A 14229-nucleotide genomic window follows, 5' to 3' on the forward strand; every position below is an offset into this window, starting at 1 on the left:
GCGGGTCTGTTTCACACGACACTACTCACCGGTCGCACCGGTATTCAGAGATGATCAGCTATGCTTGACCGGCGAAGGGAAACGTAAGTGGTTCACCATTCCATGGATATCAGGTTCACCCAACGGCTGTCGTACAAGCAGGCCCGACTGACCGTCCTGGTGGGTTTCGTGCTGGGCACGTTGTTAAGCCTGGTGCAGATCGGCATCGATTATGCCAGCGAAGACGCGTCGATCAACCGTGAAATCCTGTCCCTGTTGGAAATCAGCCACAACCCGGCATCGCGCATCGCCTATAACATTGACGCCGAACTCGCCCAGGAACTGGCCTTGGGCCTGTTGCGTTCACCGGCCATCATTGGCGCCGAACTGATCGATAACAACAATACGGTGCTGGCGAGCGTCAAGCGCCCTGAACTGCAAAGCAACTACCGCTTTATCAGCGACTTTCTTTTCGGCGCCCAACGCCAGTTCGAAGACCGACTCTATTTGAACCATCTGCCTGACGAGTCCCTGGGTATCCTGCGACTGGATGTCGATACGTATTCCTTCGGCAGTCGCTTCCTGCGCCGGGCCGAGGTCACCCTGCTCAACGGTTTCGCCCGCAGCCTGATCCTGACCGGCCTGCTGCTCGCCTTGTTCTACGTCATGCTGACCAAGCCACTGGTACGGGTCATCCGCGAGCTGAGCAGCCGCGACCCGAGCAGCAGCGAGCAAAGTCCCCTGGAATGCCCTACCGGCCACCAATACGACGAAATCGGCGTGCTGGTGTCGGTTGCCAACCAGCAGTTTGAAAACATCTCGACCGAAATACAGCAACGGCGCACGGCTGAAAATCGCCTCACCGATTACCTGGCGCAACTGGAAAACATCGTTTCGGCGCGCACCGCCGAGCTCAAGGCCATCAATGCCCGCCTCAGCCAGTCCAACGATGAACTGGAGATTGCCCGGCGTACCGCCCTGGACATGGCCGAAGCCCGCTCCGCGTTCCTGGCCAACATGAGCCATGAAATCCGAACGCCACTCAACGGACTGCTCGGGATGATCGCGTTGTCCCTGGACGGTCCATTGACCGCCGAACAACAGCAACAGCTCTCGATTGCCCATGACTCGGGCAAGGTATTGGTGGAGCTGCTCAACGATATCCTCGACCTGTCCAAGTTCGACGCCGGCCAACTGGAACTCGAACGCATACCGTTCGACCTCGGCTCGCTGATCGAGGACACCGCCAACCTGCTGTCACAAAATGCCGCGCCGAGCGTCGAACTGGCGTGCCTGATCGAACCGCAGTTCCCCGCCCAGGTATTGGGCGATCCGACCCGCGTTCGCCAGATCGTCAGCAACCTGCTGTCCAACGCCTTGAAGTTCACCCGCTTCGGCCGGGTCGACGTGCGCTTGAGCCAACACGAAGGCGGCGTGCGGATCGAGGTCTGCGACACGGGCATCGGCATACCCCAGGAAGCCCAGGCACGGATCCTCCAGCCGTTCACCCAGGCTGGCGCCGGCATCACGCGCCAGTTCGGCGGCACCGGGCTCGGGCTGGCACTGACCTACAACCTCTGTGAAGCCATGCAAGGCCGGTTGACGATCAGCTCCGAGGCGGGCTTCGGCAGCCAATTCTGCGCAGACCTGCCACTGCCTGGTCACACGCCCGCCGCCCCCATCGAGCCCTTGCGTGGCAATGTCGTCGCCATTACCACCGCCAATAGCGGATTGGCCGAATTGTTGGGGATGCTGGTGCCCGGCTGGGGATTGGACTATGTACAACGTTCCGTGGACGACGGGCTGCTGGGGCTCAAGCCCGACATCCTGATCACCGATTGCCCGGAATGCCTGTTCAATCTGCGGCCGACTTTCGCGGCGCCGATCCTGCTGGTGACCGCCTACGGCAGCTTCATGCCCAGCGAAGAGGCGGCCGCCCTCGCCCCCTTGCTGCAACAAGCCCGGCCGCTGGCGCGCCATGCGCTTTATCAGATATTGCGGCGCGCCCTGCAAAGCGAGGCGACCACCATCAACGACGCGCAGATCGAAGCGCTGGCGCCTTCGCGCCGCGGGCGAGTGCTGTTGGTGGAAGACAACCCCGTCAACCAATTGGTGGCCAAGGGCATGCTGGTGAAACTGGGCTGCGAGGTCGTCGTCGCAGCCCACGGCATCGAGGCCCTTGACCAGCTCGAACAGCAGGATTTCGATCTGGTGTTGATGGACTGCAACATGCCGGTCATGGACGGTTATGAAGCCAGCCGGCAGATTCGTCGCAGCGGGCGCTGGCTAAACCTGCCAATTGTCGCGCTGACTGCCAATGCGATGCCCGAGGAACGCGAGCGCTGCCGCGCCGCCGGCATGAGCGATTATCTGTCCAAGCCGTTCCGACGCGAAGAGCTCGCGGCATTGTTGGATCAGTGGGTGCCCACTACGTCAGCGCTTTGATCTGGGCTAACAAATGATCCAGGCTGTCTCGCAGGTCCCCTACGCGATCCAGGTCGATGCCGCTGTCGCAGAGCAGACGGGCCTTGAGCGGGCCGACCTGCTCGCGCAAGGCCTTTCCGCTGTCCGACAGGCTCAAATGAACCTCGCGTTCATCACGGGCTGAACGCTGGCGCTGGACCAACTCCAGTTGCTCCAAACGCTTGAGCAACGGCGTCAGCGTGCCGGAATCAAGCAGTAGACGCTCCCCCAGTGCCTTGACCGTGGGTTGTTCCGGAGCGTTTTCCTGCCATTCCCACAGCACCAGCATCGCCAGATACTGCGGGTAGGTCAGGCCGAGCTGATCCAGCATCGGCTTGTAGCCGCGAATCACCGCCCGCGACGCGGCATACAGCTTGAAGCACAGCTGGCTGTCGAGCTTCAGCGAATCGACTGACAGATCGTTCATTTGAGCAGGGCTTCGATCTCGGCGGTGAGGTCCTGGGGCTTGGTGGTCGGGGCGAAGCGCTTGACCACCTGGCCATCCTTGCCGATCAGGAACTTGGTGAAATTCCATTTGATGCCTTTGGACCCCAGCACGCCAGGCGCCCGCTGCTTGAGCTGGACGAACAGCGGATGGGCATTGGCACCGTTGACCTCGATTTTCTTGAACAATGGAAAGCTCACGCCGAAGTTGAGTTCGCAAAACTCGGAAATCGCCCCCTCATTGCCCGGCTCCTGCTTGCCAAATTGGTTGCAGGGAAAGCCCAGCACCACCAGCCCCCGGTCCTTGTAGGACTGCCACAACGCCTCGAGCCCTTTGTATTGCGGGGTGAAGCCGCACTGGCTGGCGGTATTGACCACCAGCACAGCCTTGCCGGCGAAATCGGCGAGAGTCTTTTGCTCGCCCTTGATGGTGGTGCACGGGATGCTCAGCAGATTGTCGGTCATGGGGGGCGGCTCCTGAAGAAGTTAGGACGCCGAAGATAGCGAGCAATTAAATTGTGTGCAATTTAATTATCGGGACACACCGAAGTGCCGAGAGGCTTTTGTGGCGAGGGAGCTTGCTCCCGCTCGACGGCGCAGCCGTCGTAACCCCCGGCGGACGCGGTCTGTCTGGGCAAACTCCGGCAAATCGGTTTTGGGGCGGCTGCGCCGCCCAGCGGGAGCAAGCTCCCTCCCCACAAAGCACCGCGCAGAATTTTACTCGCGCGGCACGAGATCCAGGCACACCGAGTTGATGCAATAACGCAGCCCGGTCGGCGGCGGGCCGTCCGGGAAGACATGCCCCAGGTGCGCATCGCATTTGGCGCAGACCACCTCGGTGCGGATCATGCCATGGCTCACATCCCGTACATCCACCACCGCGCTGTCTGCGATCGGCGCGTAGAAACTCGGCCAGCCACAGCCCGAATCGAATTTGGTCGTCGAATCGAACAGCGGTTCGTTGCAGCAGATGCAGTGGTACACACCGTCGGTCTTGGTCGCGTTGTATTTCCCGGAGAACGGTCGCTCGGTGCCTTTGAGCCGGCAGACGTTGTATTGCTCCGGGTCGAGCGTGTCACGCCATTCTTCAAGGGTTTTCTGCAACTTTTCCATCGTCCTACCTCGGCAATTGAAAAAGCCCGATCCGACGCTTTTCCGCGGATCGGGCGGCACGTATGATTGCGCCTCGTCAGGCGCCAGTCTGGCAGTCACGTCATGCGCATTCAAATGGATTGTGGCGCATCTACCGCGTCCGGCCCGGGCACAGACGCAGGATTCCCAGTACGGTAGTTCATATGCCGCCTGGATCGTTCATTTTCGGGAACACATCGCCATGCAGGTCAGCAAATCGAACAAGCTCGCCAACGTCTGCTACGACATTCGCGGCCCGGTGCTCAAGCACGCCAAACGCCTGGAAGAGGAAGGCCACCGTATCCTCAAGCTGAACATCGGCAACCCAGCACCCTTTGGTTTCGAAGCGCCCGATGAAATCCTCCAGGACGTCATCCGCAACCTGCCGACCGCCCAAGGCTACAGCGACTCCAAAGGCCTGTTCAGCGCGCGCAAGGCCGTGATGCAGTACTACCAGCAAAAGCAGGTAGAAGGCATCGGTATCGAAGACATCTACCTGGGCAACGGCGTGTCCGAGCTGATCGTCATGTCCATGCAGGCCTTGCTCAACAATGGCGACGAAGTGCTGGTGCCGGCACCGGACTATCCGCTGTGGACCGCCGCCGTGAGCCTGTCCGGTGGCAACCCGGTGCATTACCTGTGCGACGAGCAGGCCAACTGGTTCCCTGACCTGGCGGACATCAAGGCCAAGATCACCCCGAACACCAAGGCCCTGGTGATCATCAACCCGAACAACCCGACCGGCGCCGTCTATTCCCGGGAAGTGTTGCTGGGCATGCTGGAATTGGCCCGCCAGCACAACCTGGTGGTGTTTTCCGACGAGATCTACGACAAGATCCTCTACGACGACGCCGTTCACGTCTGCACCGCCTCCCTGGCGCCGGACTTGCTGTGCCTGACCTTCAATGGCTTGTCCAAATCCTACCGGGTGGCGGGTTTCCGCTCCGGCTGGATCGCCATCTCCGGGCCCAAGCATCATGCCCAGAGCTACATCGAAGGCATCGACATGCTGGCCAACATGCGCCTGTGCGCCAACGTGCCGAGCCAGCATGCAATCCAGACCGCACTGGGTGGCTACCAGAGCATCAACGACCTGGTCCTGCCCCAGGGGCGGCTGTTGGAACAACGCAATCGCACCTGGGAACTGCTCAACGACATTCCTGGCGTCAGCTGTGTCAAACCAATGGGCGCCTTGTATGCCTTCCCACGGATCGACCCGAAAGTCTGCCCTATCCACAACGACGAAAAATTCGTCCTGGACCTGCTGCTCTCGGAAAAACTGCTGGTCGTCCAGGGCACGGCGTTCAACTGGCCATGGCCGGACCATTTCCGTGTCGTGACCTTGCCGCGGGTCGATGACCTGGACCAGGCCATCGGCCGCATCGGCAATTTCCTCAAGTCCTACCGCCAATGATCCAGCCAGCGTGCGAGGCCCCTCACCTCGCACGCTGTCTGATTCAGCAACACATCCGTTCTGTGAGCGCCACCAGGCCTTCTACACTGGGATTCGAGAGCGGATGGTCGACGCAACGCAACGTTCGCGGGGCGCGGATGCCGGATCTCATTTCCAGAGTCACTTTCAGAAAAGTCTTTCAAACATTTAGGACGGCTGTAGGACACAGTTTGAAATAGTAGGCGAGTTGAATAGCCCGCGGCAGCACCTTATATACCCCGCATAACGCTACATCTTTAGCATGAGGAGATTGCTACCACCATGATGCGCATCCTGCTGTTTTTGGCCACTAACCTGGCGGTCGTGCTGATTGCCAGCATCACCCTGAGCCTTTTTGGCTTCAACGGGTTCATGGCGGCCAACGGGGTTGATCTCAACCTCAATCAGCTGCTGATCTTCTGTGCGGTGTTCGGTTTCGCCGGTTCGCTGTTCTCGCTGTTCATCTCCAAGTGGATGGCGAAGATGAGCACCAGCACCCAGATCATCAGCCAGCCGCGCACTCGCCACGAACAATGGCTGCTGCAGACCGTCGAGCAGTTGTCTCGCGAAGCCGGGATCAAAATGCCCGAAGTCGGGATCTTCCCTGCCTACGAGGCGAACGCCTTCGCCACCGGCTGGAACAAGAACGACGCACTGGTCGCCGTCAGCCAGGGCCTGCTCGAACGCTTCTCGCCGGATGAAGTCAAGGCCGTGCTGGCCCACGAGATTGGCCACGTCGCCAACGGCGACATGGTTACGCTGGCGCTGATCCAGGGCGTGGTGAACACCTTCGTGATGTTCTTTGCCCGCATCATCGGCAACTTCGTCGACAAGGTGATCTTCAAGAACGAAGAAGGCCAGGGCATCGCCTACTACGTGGCGACCATTTTCGCCGAACTGGTCTTGGGCATCCTCGCCAGCGCCATCGTCATGTGGTTCTCGCGCAAACGCGAGTTCCGCGCAGACGACGCCGGTGCACGCCTGGCGGGCACCAGCGCGATGATCGGCGCCCTGCAGCGCCTGCGCGCAGAACAAGGCCTGCCGGTGCACATGCCCGACACCTTGAACGCCTTTGGTATCAACGGTGGCATCAAGCAGGGCCTGGCGCGCATGTTCATGAGCCACCCGCCACTGGAAGAGCGAATTGACGCGCTGCGTCGCCGTGGTTGATCGCTAGAGTCTCAAAAGGAAAGCCCGCAGCAATGCGGGCTTTTTTTTCGGTTGCCAATTCACTGCAACCTCGCTTGGCACAAACACGACACATCAACGCCTGGAAATCAGATACACCCGCTCATCCAACCGCTTCACCCCCGCCTGCAAGAACTTCCAGCTCTCCCCAAGCACATCCTGCTCCTGCAAAATCTCCAGACGCCAAGCGCCACCCAGCAACCGCTGCACTTCTTCATGCCCAACGGAAAACGGCGGTCCAGGCATTTCGTCCTGGTTGTAATCGAGGGTAATCAACAGCCCGACGCAGTCTGGCAATATTTTCAGCAAATGCGCCACGTACCGCTCACGCATCGGCGCAGGCAATGCGATCAATGCAGCGCGGTCATACAACGTCGCGCAATCGGCCACGTCCAAAGGCGTCAGCGCAAAGAAATCACCGCAGCGGATTTCGATGGCACCGGCACGAAATATCTTGAAGGCGCCCTCCTCGCTCACGTTCGGCTCAAGCTGATGCTCCTGGAAAAAATCAGTGACGGCTTTCTCTGACAGCTCAATTCCGAGCACGGAAAAACCTTGTTGCGCCAACCACATCAGATCCAGCGTCTTGCCGCACAGGGGCACCAACACTCGAGTCTCTTCGGGCAATCCCAATTGGGGCCAGAAACGCTGCAGATAAGGGTTCACCTCCGGCAGATGAAAGCCGATCTGGTTGGTTGACCAACGCTTGTGCCAAAACTCGGGGTCCATGGGGTTCGCTCCATAAATTCGATCAAAACAGGTTAAAACTTATATTAGATTTTGATCATTGACCTGACAGAAGATGACACATCTTAACGCTCAGGAGCCCGTCCATGCTGCCCAGCCTGTTTATTTCCCATGGCTCACCGATGCTCGCCCTGGAGCCCGGCGAAAGCGGCCCGGCGTTGGTTCGCCTGGCCGCGCAACTGCCCAGGCCAAAGGCGATCGTCATTGTCTCGGCTCATTGGGAGAGCGACGAGCTGCTGGTCAGCGCCAACCCGCGACCGCGCACCTGGCATGACTTCGGCGGGTTTCCACCGGCACTGTATGAAGTGCAATACCCGGCGCCTGGCGACCCTCGACTGGCGGAACAGGTGGCAGACATGCTCAACGCCGCGCATCTGCCGGCACGCCTCGACTCTAAGCGGCCATCCGACCATGGCGTCTGGGTGCCGCTGTCGTTGATGTACCCCGAGGCCGACATTCCCGTGGTGCAGGTCTCCTTGCCCAGCCATCAAGGCCCGACACAGCAAACGCAAGTCGGCCGCGCATTGGCGAGCCTGCGGGAACAAGGGGTGCTGGTGATCGGTTCCGGAAGCATTACGCATAACCTGCGGGACCTGGATTGGAACGCCGGCCCTGAAACCGTCGAACCCTGGGCCAAGGCGTTTCGCGATTGGATGGTCGCCAAACTGGCGTCGAACGACGAGGTGGCGCTGCACGACTATCGCCGCCAGGCGCCCAATGCCGTGCGCAGCCATCCCAGCGATGAACATTTGTTGCCGCTGTATTTTGCCCGAGGGGCTGGGGGGACATTCAGCGTTGCCCATGCGGGGTTCACGATGGGGACGCTGGGGATGGACATCTATCGGTTCGACTGATCGCAAACCGAGTCGCGCCAATCGCGAGCAAGCTCGCTCCCACATTGGGTCTTCGGCGCTCACAAATCCCCTGTGGGAGCGAGCTTGCTCGCGATGGGTCTCCCCGCCGCTCGCACTGAAAAAACACCACACGACAGGCAAAAAAAATCCCCGAACCAGTCGGGGATTTTTCATGCTCGGTCAATCAACCCGCAGGTCGATCAATCCTCGCGGTAGCGACGCAGCTTGAGCTGCTTGCCGGCCACGCGGGTGTCCTTGAGCTTGGTCAGCAACTTCTCCAGACCATCTTCCGGCAATTCCACCAGGCTGAAGCTGTCACGCACCTGGATGCGACCGATAGCTTCGCGGGCCAGGCCGCCTTCGTTGAGGATCGCGCCGAGCAGGTTCTTGGCGGCAATGCCGTCACGAGCGCCCAACGCGGTACGGCAACGGGCACGGCCTTCGGCCAACGGGATCGGTGCACGACGCTCGCGATCACCACGGTCCGGACGATCGCCACTGCGCTCAGGACGGTCGCCACGCGGTGCGTTGTTCGGCACCAGCGGACGTTCCTTCTCGATCGCAGCCAGGTTCAGCGCTTGGCCATTGGTGGCCTTGCGCAGCAGGGCAGCGGCCAGGGCACGCGGGGTGCAACCGATATCGGCGGTCAGGCGATCGAGCAGATCACCGTGGGTCGATTCGGCGTCAGCCACCAGCGGCGACAGGCTGTTGGTCAGTTTCTTGATGCGCGCATCGAGAACGGCCTGGGCGTCCGGCAGGCGAACTTCAGCCACCTTCTGGCCAGTCACACGCTCGATCACTTGCAGCATGCGGCGCTCACGCGGGGTAACCAGCAGCAGCGCGCGACCTTCGCGACCGGCGCGGCCAGTACGGCCGATACGGTGCACGTAGGATTCCGGATCGTACGGCATGTCCACGTTGAACACGTGGGTGATGCGCGGAACGTCCAGGCCACGGGCAGCAACGTCGGTCGCCACAACGATGTCCAGGCGGCCATCCTTGAGGGAGTCGATGACGCGCTCACGCTGGTTCTGGGCAATGTCACCGTTCAGCGCAGCGGCTTTGTAGCCTTTGGCTTCCAGGGCGCTGGCCAGGTCCAGGGTCGCTTGCTTGGTGCGCACGAACATGATCAGGGCGTCGAAGTCTTCGACTTCCAGCAGGCTCAGGACGGCAGAGGTCTTCTGGTCGGCGTGAACCAGCAGGTGAGCCTGCTCGATCGCGGTGACGGTCTGGGTCTTGCTCTGGATCTTCACGTGCTTCGGATCGCGCAGGTGGCGTTCGGCGATGGCACGGATCGACTGAGGCAAGGTGGCCGAGAACAGGACAGTCTGGCGGGTCTCAGGCATGGCCTTGAAGATGACTTCCAGGTCGTCCATGAAGCCCAGCTTGAGCATTTCGTCCGCTTCGTCGAGAACCAGGTGGTTCACGGTGGCGAGGACTTTTTCGTCGCGACGCAGGTGGTCGCACAGACGGCCCGGGGTGGCGACAACGATCTGTGCGCCATTACGGATTGCTTTCAGTTGTGGGCCCATCGGCGCGCCGCCGTAGACAGCCACAACAGTCACGCCTGGCATTTGCTTGGCGTAGGTTTCGAAAGCGGTTGCAACTTGTAGCGCCAACTCACGAGTTGGGGCCAGGATCAGAGCTTGCGGCTCGCGCTTGGACGGATCAATGCGGTGCAGGATCGGCAGTGCGAACGCGGCGGTCTTACCCGTACCGGTTTGCGCCTGACCAATCATATCGTGACCGGCGAGAATGATCGGGATCGACTGCTGCTGAATGGCCGAAGGCTCTTCATAGCCGGTAGCGACTACTGCAGCGACAATATTGGGATGAAGTTCAAGAGCGGCGAAGCCGCCGATTTCCTGGGTCATGGGTCTGCCTCTAAGTGCATCCGCAAAGACCCATGCTCCAAAGCTGCGCATGCCGTGTTGAGACTCAAGAGTCGCCCTGGCAGCTTTGTCGGCGGGGATTTGCGAAAACGAATGAATGAAAAAGAACGTCGCGGAAGCATCCGTTGTGCGGACATGCAACCGAAGCTGGCTTCGGGGAATTGCGCTACCTTGACGCGGCCCGGCTAAAGGCCGGCGCGCACTATACCGGAATTCGCCCAAAAAGGGAGATTTTTTTATCGACGGAAGGTGTGGCGGAGCTCTGTGCAATAGCCGTTGGGGGCGTCAGCTAAAACGATTCATCTTCGGATGGGATGAACTCTATTGTGGCGAGGGGATTTATCCCCGCTGGGCTGCGAAGCGGCCCCAAAATACCTGAGCTACCGATGCGTGAGCGAGCTTTAGGGGTCGCTTCGCGACCCAGCGGGGATAAATCCCCTCGCCACAGGAATTTCGTTGTGCCCTGGGTTCGTGTCACGTCGCCGGGCGAATCGCCTTGATCAACGACTGCAACGAATAACCCAACCGCGGCGCCAGCCCTTCGGCCCGGGCAACCAGGCCGTCCATATCCAGCTCCTGGTCGAGGTCCGCCGGCACGATCAGGATCACGTTGCCCTCCTTCACCGGCAGCTCCCAATAATGCCGATGATAAAGACCACGCAACAGCGCGGCGCCCAAGGGCTTGCCGTCATCGGTCGCCCATTGGTTGATCACCAGCCAGCCGCCGGGGTTGAGGCGCTTCTGGCAGTTTTCCAGGAACCCCCAGGCCAGATGGCCTACGCCGGGACCGACGTCGGTATAGAGGTCGACAAAAATCAGGTCCGCCGGCTCTGCCGTTTCAAGCAATTCCAAGGCATCGCCGACGCGAATGTACAAACGCGGATCGTCATCCAGCCCAAGATATTCGATGGCCAGGCGCGGCACGTCGGGGCGCAGCTCGATCGCCTCGACATCTTCCAACGGCAGGAACTTGAGACAGGCCTGGGTCAGCGTCCCAGCGCCCAACCCCAGGAACAACGCGCTTTCCGGCTGCTCATGACACAACGCACCGATGAGCATGGCGCGGGTGTAGTCATATTCGAGCCAGCTCGGGTCGGCGGTGAACACGCAGCTCTGCTCGATGGCATCGCCGAATTCGAGAAACCGGTAATCGGCCACTTCGAACACGCGGATCATGCCGAACTCGTCGTGCACCTCGGCGAGCAAATGCTCGACGCGCTCCTCTGTCATTTCATCTCCTGATGTTGCCGGGCGGGCATGGGCCTGCGTATACGGGGCAAAGGCGCGATTGTCCGCGAAGCAAGCGGAACAGGTCACGCACTAATTTGCTGATAACATGAGCGCCCGAGCGTAAACCACCTAGAGATCATGATGAGCCAACCCTGGAGCCCTGACAGCTGGCGCGCCCTGCCGATCCAGCAACAACCCCGCTACCCCGACGCCGCGCACCTGTCGCAGGTGGAGCAGACCCTGGCCAGTTATCCGCCATTGGTGTTTGCCGGTGAAGCCCGGGAGTTGCGCCGTCAGTTCGCCGAGGTGACCCAGGGCCGGGCGTTCCTGTTGCAAGGCGGCGACTGTGCCGAGAGCTTTGCCGAGTTCTCGGCCGCCAAGATCCGCGACACCTTCAAGGTGCTCTTGCAGATGGCGATCGTCATGACGTTTGCCGCCGGTTGCCCGGTGGTCAAGGTCGGGCGCATGGCCGGGCAATTCGCCAAGCCACGCTCGGCCAACGATGAAACCATTGACGGGGTAACGTTGCCGGCCTATCGCGGCGACATCGTCAACGGCATCGGTTTCGACGAAAAAAGCCGCGTGCCGGACCCGGAGCGGTTGTTGCAGTCCTATCACCAGTCCACCGCCACCTTGAACCTGCTGCGCGCCTTCGCCCAGGGCGGCTTTGCCGATCTGCACCAGGTGCACAAGTGGAACCTGGATTTCATCGCCAACTCGGCCCTGGCGGAAAAATACAGCCACCTGGCCGACCGCATCGACGAAACCCTGGCGTTCATGCGCGCCTGCGGCATGGACAGCTCGCCGCAACTGCGCGAAACCAGCTTCTTCACCGCCCACGAGGCGCTGCTGCTCAATTACGAAGAAGCCTTCGTGCGTCGCGACAGCCTGACCAATGATTATTACGACTGTTCGGCCCACATGCTGTGGATCGGCGACCGCACCCGTCAGTTGGACGGCGCGCATGTCGAGTTCCTGCGCGGGGTGAACAACCCGATCGGGGTCAAGGTCGGCCCGAGCATGAACCCTGACGACCTGATCCGCCTGATCGACGTGCTCAACCCGGACAACGACCCGGGCCGGCTGAACCTGATCGCCCGGATGGGCGCCAACAAGGTCGGCGATCACCTGCCGCAACTGCTGCGCGCGGTGCAGCGCGAGGGCAAGCAGGTGCTGTGGAGCTCCGATCCGATGCACGGCAACACCATCAAGGCCAGCAGCGGCTACAAGACCCGGGATTTTGCGCAGATCCTGGGCGAAGTGAAGCAGTTCTTCCAGGTCCATGAAGCCGAAGGCACCTATGCCGGCGGTATCCACATCGAGATGACCGGGCAGAACGTCACCGAATGCATCGGTGGCGCGCGACCGATCACCGAAGACGGCCTATCGGATCGCTACCACACCCACTGCGACCCGCGGATGAATGCCGATCAGTCGCTGGAGCTGGCGTTCTTGATTGCCGAGACGTTGAAGCAGGTGAGGCGATGAGCCAGACAGTTTTGTAGTGCCTGGCCTATCGCTTTCGCGAGCAAGCTCGCTCCCACATTGGATCTGCTGTGGACACAAAATCTGTGGTCACGAGGCCCCTGTGGGAGCGAGCTTGCTCGCGATGAGGCCAGCTCAATCAGCCTCGATCTGCGCAAGCGCCACCGCCAGCCGAACCCCACTCGCTTTCCCACAATTGAGCTGAACCCGCTCCAACCCCAACCAGTTGGCCATGCGCCGCAGATTCGTCGCCAACGCCAGCATCCCCTCCTCGTCCAGCCCCGCCTCTTCCTCGTGCACTGCATGCACCGCCAATTGCCCCACCGCCCGCTCAGCCCGCAAGTCCACCCGCGCCGCAATCCGCTCGTTGTGCAGAAACGGCAAGACGTAATAGCCATACACCCGCTTGTGCACCGGCGTGTAGATCTCCAGCCGATAGCGAAAATCGAACAGCCGCTCGGTACGACTGCGCTCCCAGACCAACGAATCGAACGGCGACAGCAGCGCACTGGCGGCGACCTTGCGGGGAATTTTCACGCTGGGTCGGCACCAGGCTGGCTGCTTCCAGTCCTCAACCTGGCAACGTAGCAGTTCGCCCGCCTCCTCCAGTTCGGCAAGCCGTTCACGGCTGTCCGCCGGACTCAAGCGAAAGTAGTCGCGCAGGTCCTTTTCGGTAGCGACACCCAAGGCTTCGGCAGCATGGATGAGTAAAGCGCGCTGGGCCTGGGCTTCGTCCGGCAGAGGTTGTCGCAGCACGGAATCCGGCAGGACCCGTTCCGGCAAATCGTAAAGCCGCTCGAAGCCCCGCCGTCCCGCCACCGTGACTTCACCCGCTGCGAACAACCATTCCAGCGCATGTTTTTCCGCGCTCCAGTCCCACCACGGGCCGGCCTTTTCCTGACGCGTGGACAAACTGCCCGCGCCAATTGCTCCCTGGTCCCAGACCGCTTGCAGGACGCGGTGAATCACGTCTTGCTGCTCCTGGCCGAAACGCGCCAGTTGCTGATAGATACCTTCGCCGCGCGCAGCACGGGCCATGCGCCAGCGCATCAACGGGTACATCGCCACCGGCAGCAGCGAGGCTTCATGCCCCCAATATTCAAATAGCGTGCGACGGCGGCCCTGGCTCCAGGCGGCTTGATCGAGCAAATCGCGATTGTAATGACCGAGGCGGGAAAACAGCGGGAGGTAATGCGAGCGCACCAGTGCGTTGACGGAGTCGATCTGCAGGATGCCGAGGCGTTCGATCAAGCGGTTGAGACGCGAGGGTTGCACCGAAGCTGGCGAAAGCCGCCCATCGAATCCTTGGGCGGCCAACGCCAGGCGCCGGGCCTGTTTGAGGGTAAAGGATACAGTCGCGGGCATGGAGATCTCCTTGTCTGCT

At 61.0% G+C, this 14229-nt stretch carries 12 protein-coding genes; 5 read left to right on the top strand and 7 right to left on the bottom strand.

Features of this window, described 5'->3' with window-relative positions:
* Window positions 1-102: 102 nt before the first annotated feature.
* Window positions 103-2424, top strand: coding sequence for a hybrid sensor histidine kinase/response regulator (locus KSS97_RS20335; RefSeq protein ID WP_217860014.1), 2322 nt, complete (start codon window positions 103-105; stop codon window positions 2422-2424).
* Here KSS97_RS20335 and KSS97_RS20340 read toward each other — a convergent pair.
* From KSS97_RS20340 to msrB, 3 genes are all read right to left on the bottom strand, one after another.
* Window positions 2408-2869, bottom strand: a complete 462-nt coding sequence (locus KSS97_RS20340) for a MarR family winged helix-turn-helix transcriptional regulator (RefSeq protein WP_198797276.1) — start codon at window positions 2867-2869, stop codon at window positions 2408-2410. The genes KSS97_RS20335 and KSS97_RS20340 overlap by 17 nt on opposite strands.
* A complete protein-coding gene (locus tag KSS97_RS20345) occupies window positions 2866-3351 on the bottom strand; it encodes a glutathione peroxidase (RefSeq protein WP_030141888.1) in 486 nt (161 codons plus the stop codon). Before KSS97_RS20345 ends, KSS97_RS20340 begins: the two co-directional genes overlap by 4 nt.
* Window positions 3352-3603: 252 nt before the next feature.
* Complete coding sequence (gene msrB, locus KSS97_RS20350; protein ID WP_217860015.1) at window positions 3604-3999, bottom strand: peptide-methionine (R)-S-oxide reductase MsrB; 396 nt, start codon at window positions 3997-3999, stop codon at window positions 3604-3606.
* A gap of 220 nt (window positions 4000-4219) precedes the next feature.
* On the opposite strand from msrB, the gene KSS97_RS20355 reads away from it, so the two are divergent.
* Window positions 4220-5431, top strand: coding sequence for a pyridoxal phosphate-dependent aminotransferase (locus tag KSS97_RS20355; RefSeq protein WP_018603142.1), 1212 nt, complete (start codon window positions 4220-4222; stop codon window positions 5429-5431).
* Window positions 5432-5731: 300 nt separating this feature from the next.
* Window positions 5732-6619, top strand: coding sequence for a protease HtpX (gene htpX, locus KSS97_RS20360; protein WP_003199411.1), 888 nt, complete (start codon window positions 5732-5734; stop codon window positions 6617-6619).
* A 93-nt stretch (window positions 6620-6712) separates the two neighbouring features.
* Here the strand turns inward: htpX and KSS97_RS20365 are convergent, their stop codons facing one another.
* Complete coding sequence (locus KSS97_RS20365) at window positions 6713-7366, bottom strand: thiopurine S-methyltransferase (protein WP_198797278.1); 654 nt, start codon at window positions 7364-7366, stop codon at window positions 6713-6715.
* A 104-nt stretch (window positions 7367-7470) separates the two neighbouring features.
* Between KSS97_RS20365 and KSS97_RS20370 the strand changes: the two genes are divergently transcribed.
* Complete coding sequence (locus KSS97_RS20370) at window positions 7471-8238, top strand: DODA-type extradiol aromatic ring-opening family dioxygenase (RefSeq protein WP_217860016.1); 768 nt, start codon at window positions 7471-7473, stop codon at window positions 8236-8238.
* 200 nt (window positions 8239-8438) lie between these two features.
* On the opposite strand, the gene KSS97_RS20375 is transcribed toward KSS97_RS20370, so the two are convergent.
* Together KSS97_RS20375 and KSS97_RS20380 are read right to left on the bottom strand one after the other, a co-directional pair.
* Window positions 8439-10112 carry a DEAD/DEAH box helicase gene (locus KSS97_RS20375; RefSeq protein WP_030141884.1) on the bottom strand — a complete coding sequence of 558 codons (1674 nt, stop codon included), beginning with the start codon at window positions 10110-10112 and terminating at the stop codon, window positions 8439-8441.
* A 492-nt stretch (window positions 10113-10604) separates the two neighbouring features.
* Window positions 10605-11360 (bottom strand): spermidine synthase, encoded by a 756-nt coding sequence (locus KSS97_RS20380; protein WP_030141883.1) that lies wholly within the window; start codon window positions 11358-11360, stop codon window positions 10605-10607.
* A gap of 141 nt (window positions 11361-11501) precedes the next feature.
* On the opposite strand from KSS97_RS20380, the gene KSS97_RS20385 reads away from it, so the two are divergent.
* Entirely contained in the window at window positions 11502-12848 is a 1347-nt protein-coding gene (locus KSS97_RS20385; RefSeq protein WP_030141882.1) for a class II 3-deoxy-7-phosphoheptulonate synthase, read from the top strand.
* A gap of 132 nt (window positions 12849-12980) precedes the next feature.
* On the opposite strand, the gene KSS97_RS20390 is transcribed toward KSS97_RS20385, so the two are convergent.
* On the bottom strand, window positions 12981-14210 hold the full coding sequence (locus KSS97_RS20390) for a winged helix-turn-helix domain-containing protein (RefSeq protein WP_217860017.1): 1230 nt from the start codon (window positions 14208-14210) through the stop codon (window positions 12981-12983).
* Window positions 14211-14229 lie beyond the last annotated feature (19 nt).

The sequence above is a fragment of the Pseudomonas alvandae genome (assembly GCF_019141525.1).
Classification (GTDB): Bacteria; Pseudomonadota; Gammaproteobacteria; order Pseudomonadales; family Pseudomonadaceae; genus Aquipseudomonas; species Aquipseudomonas alvandae.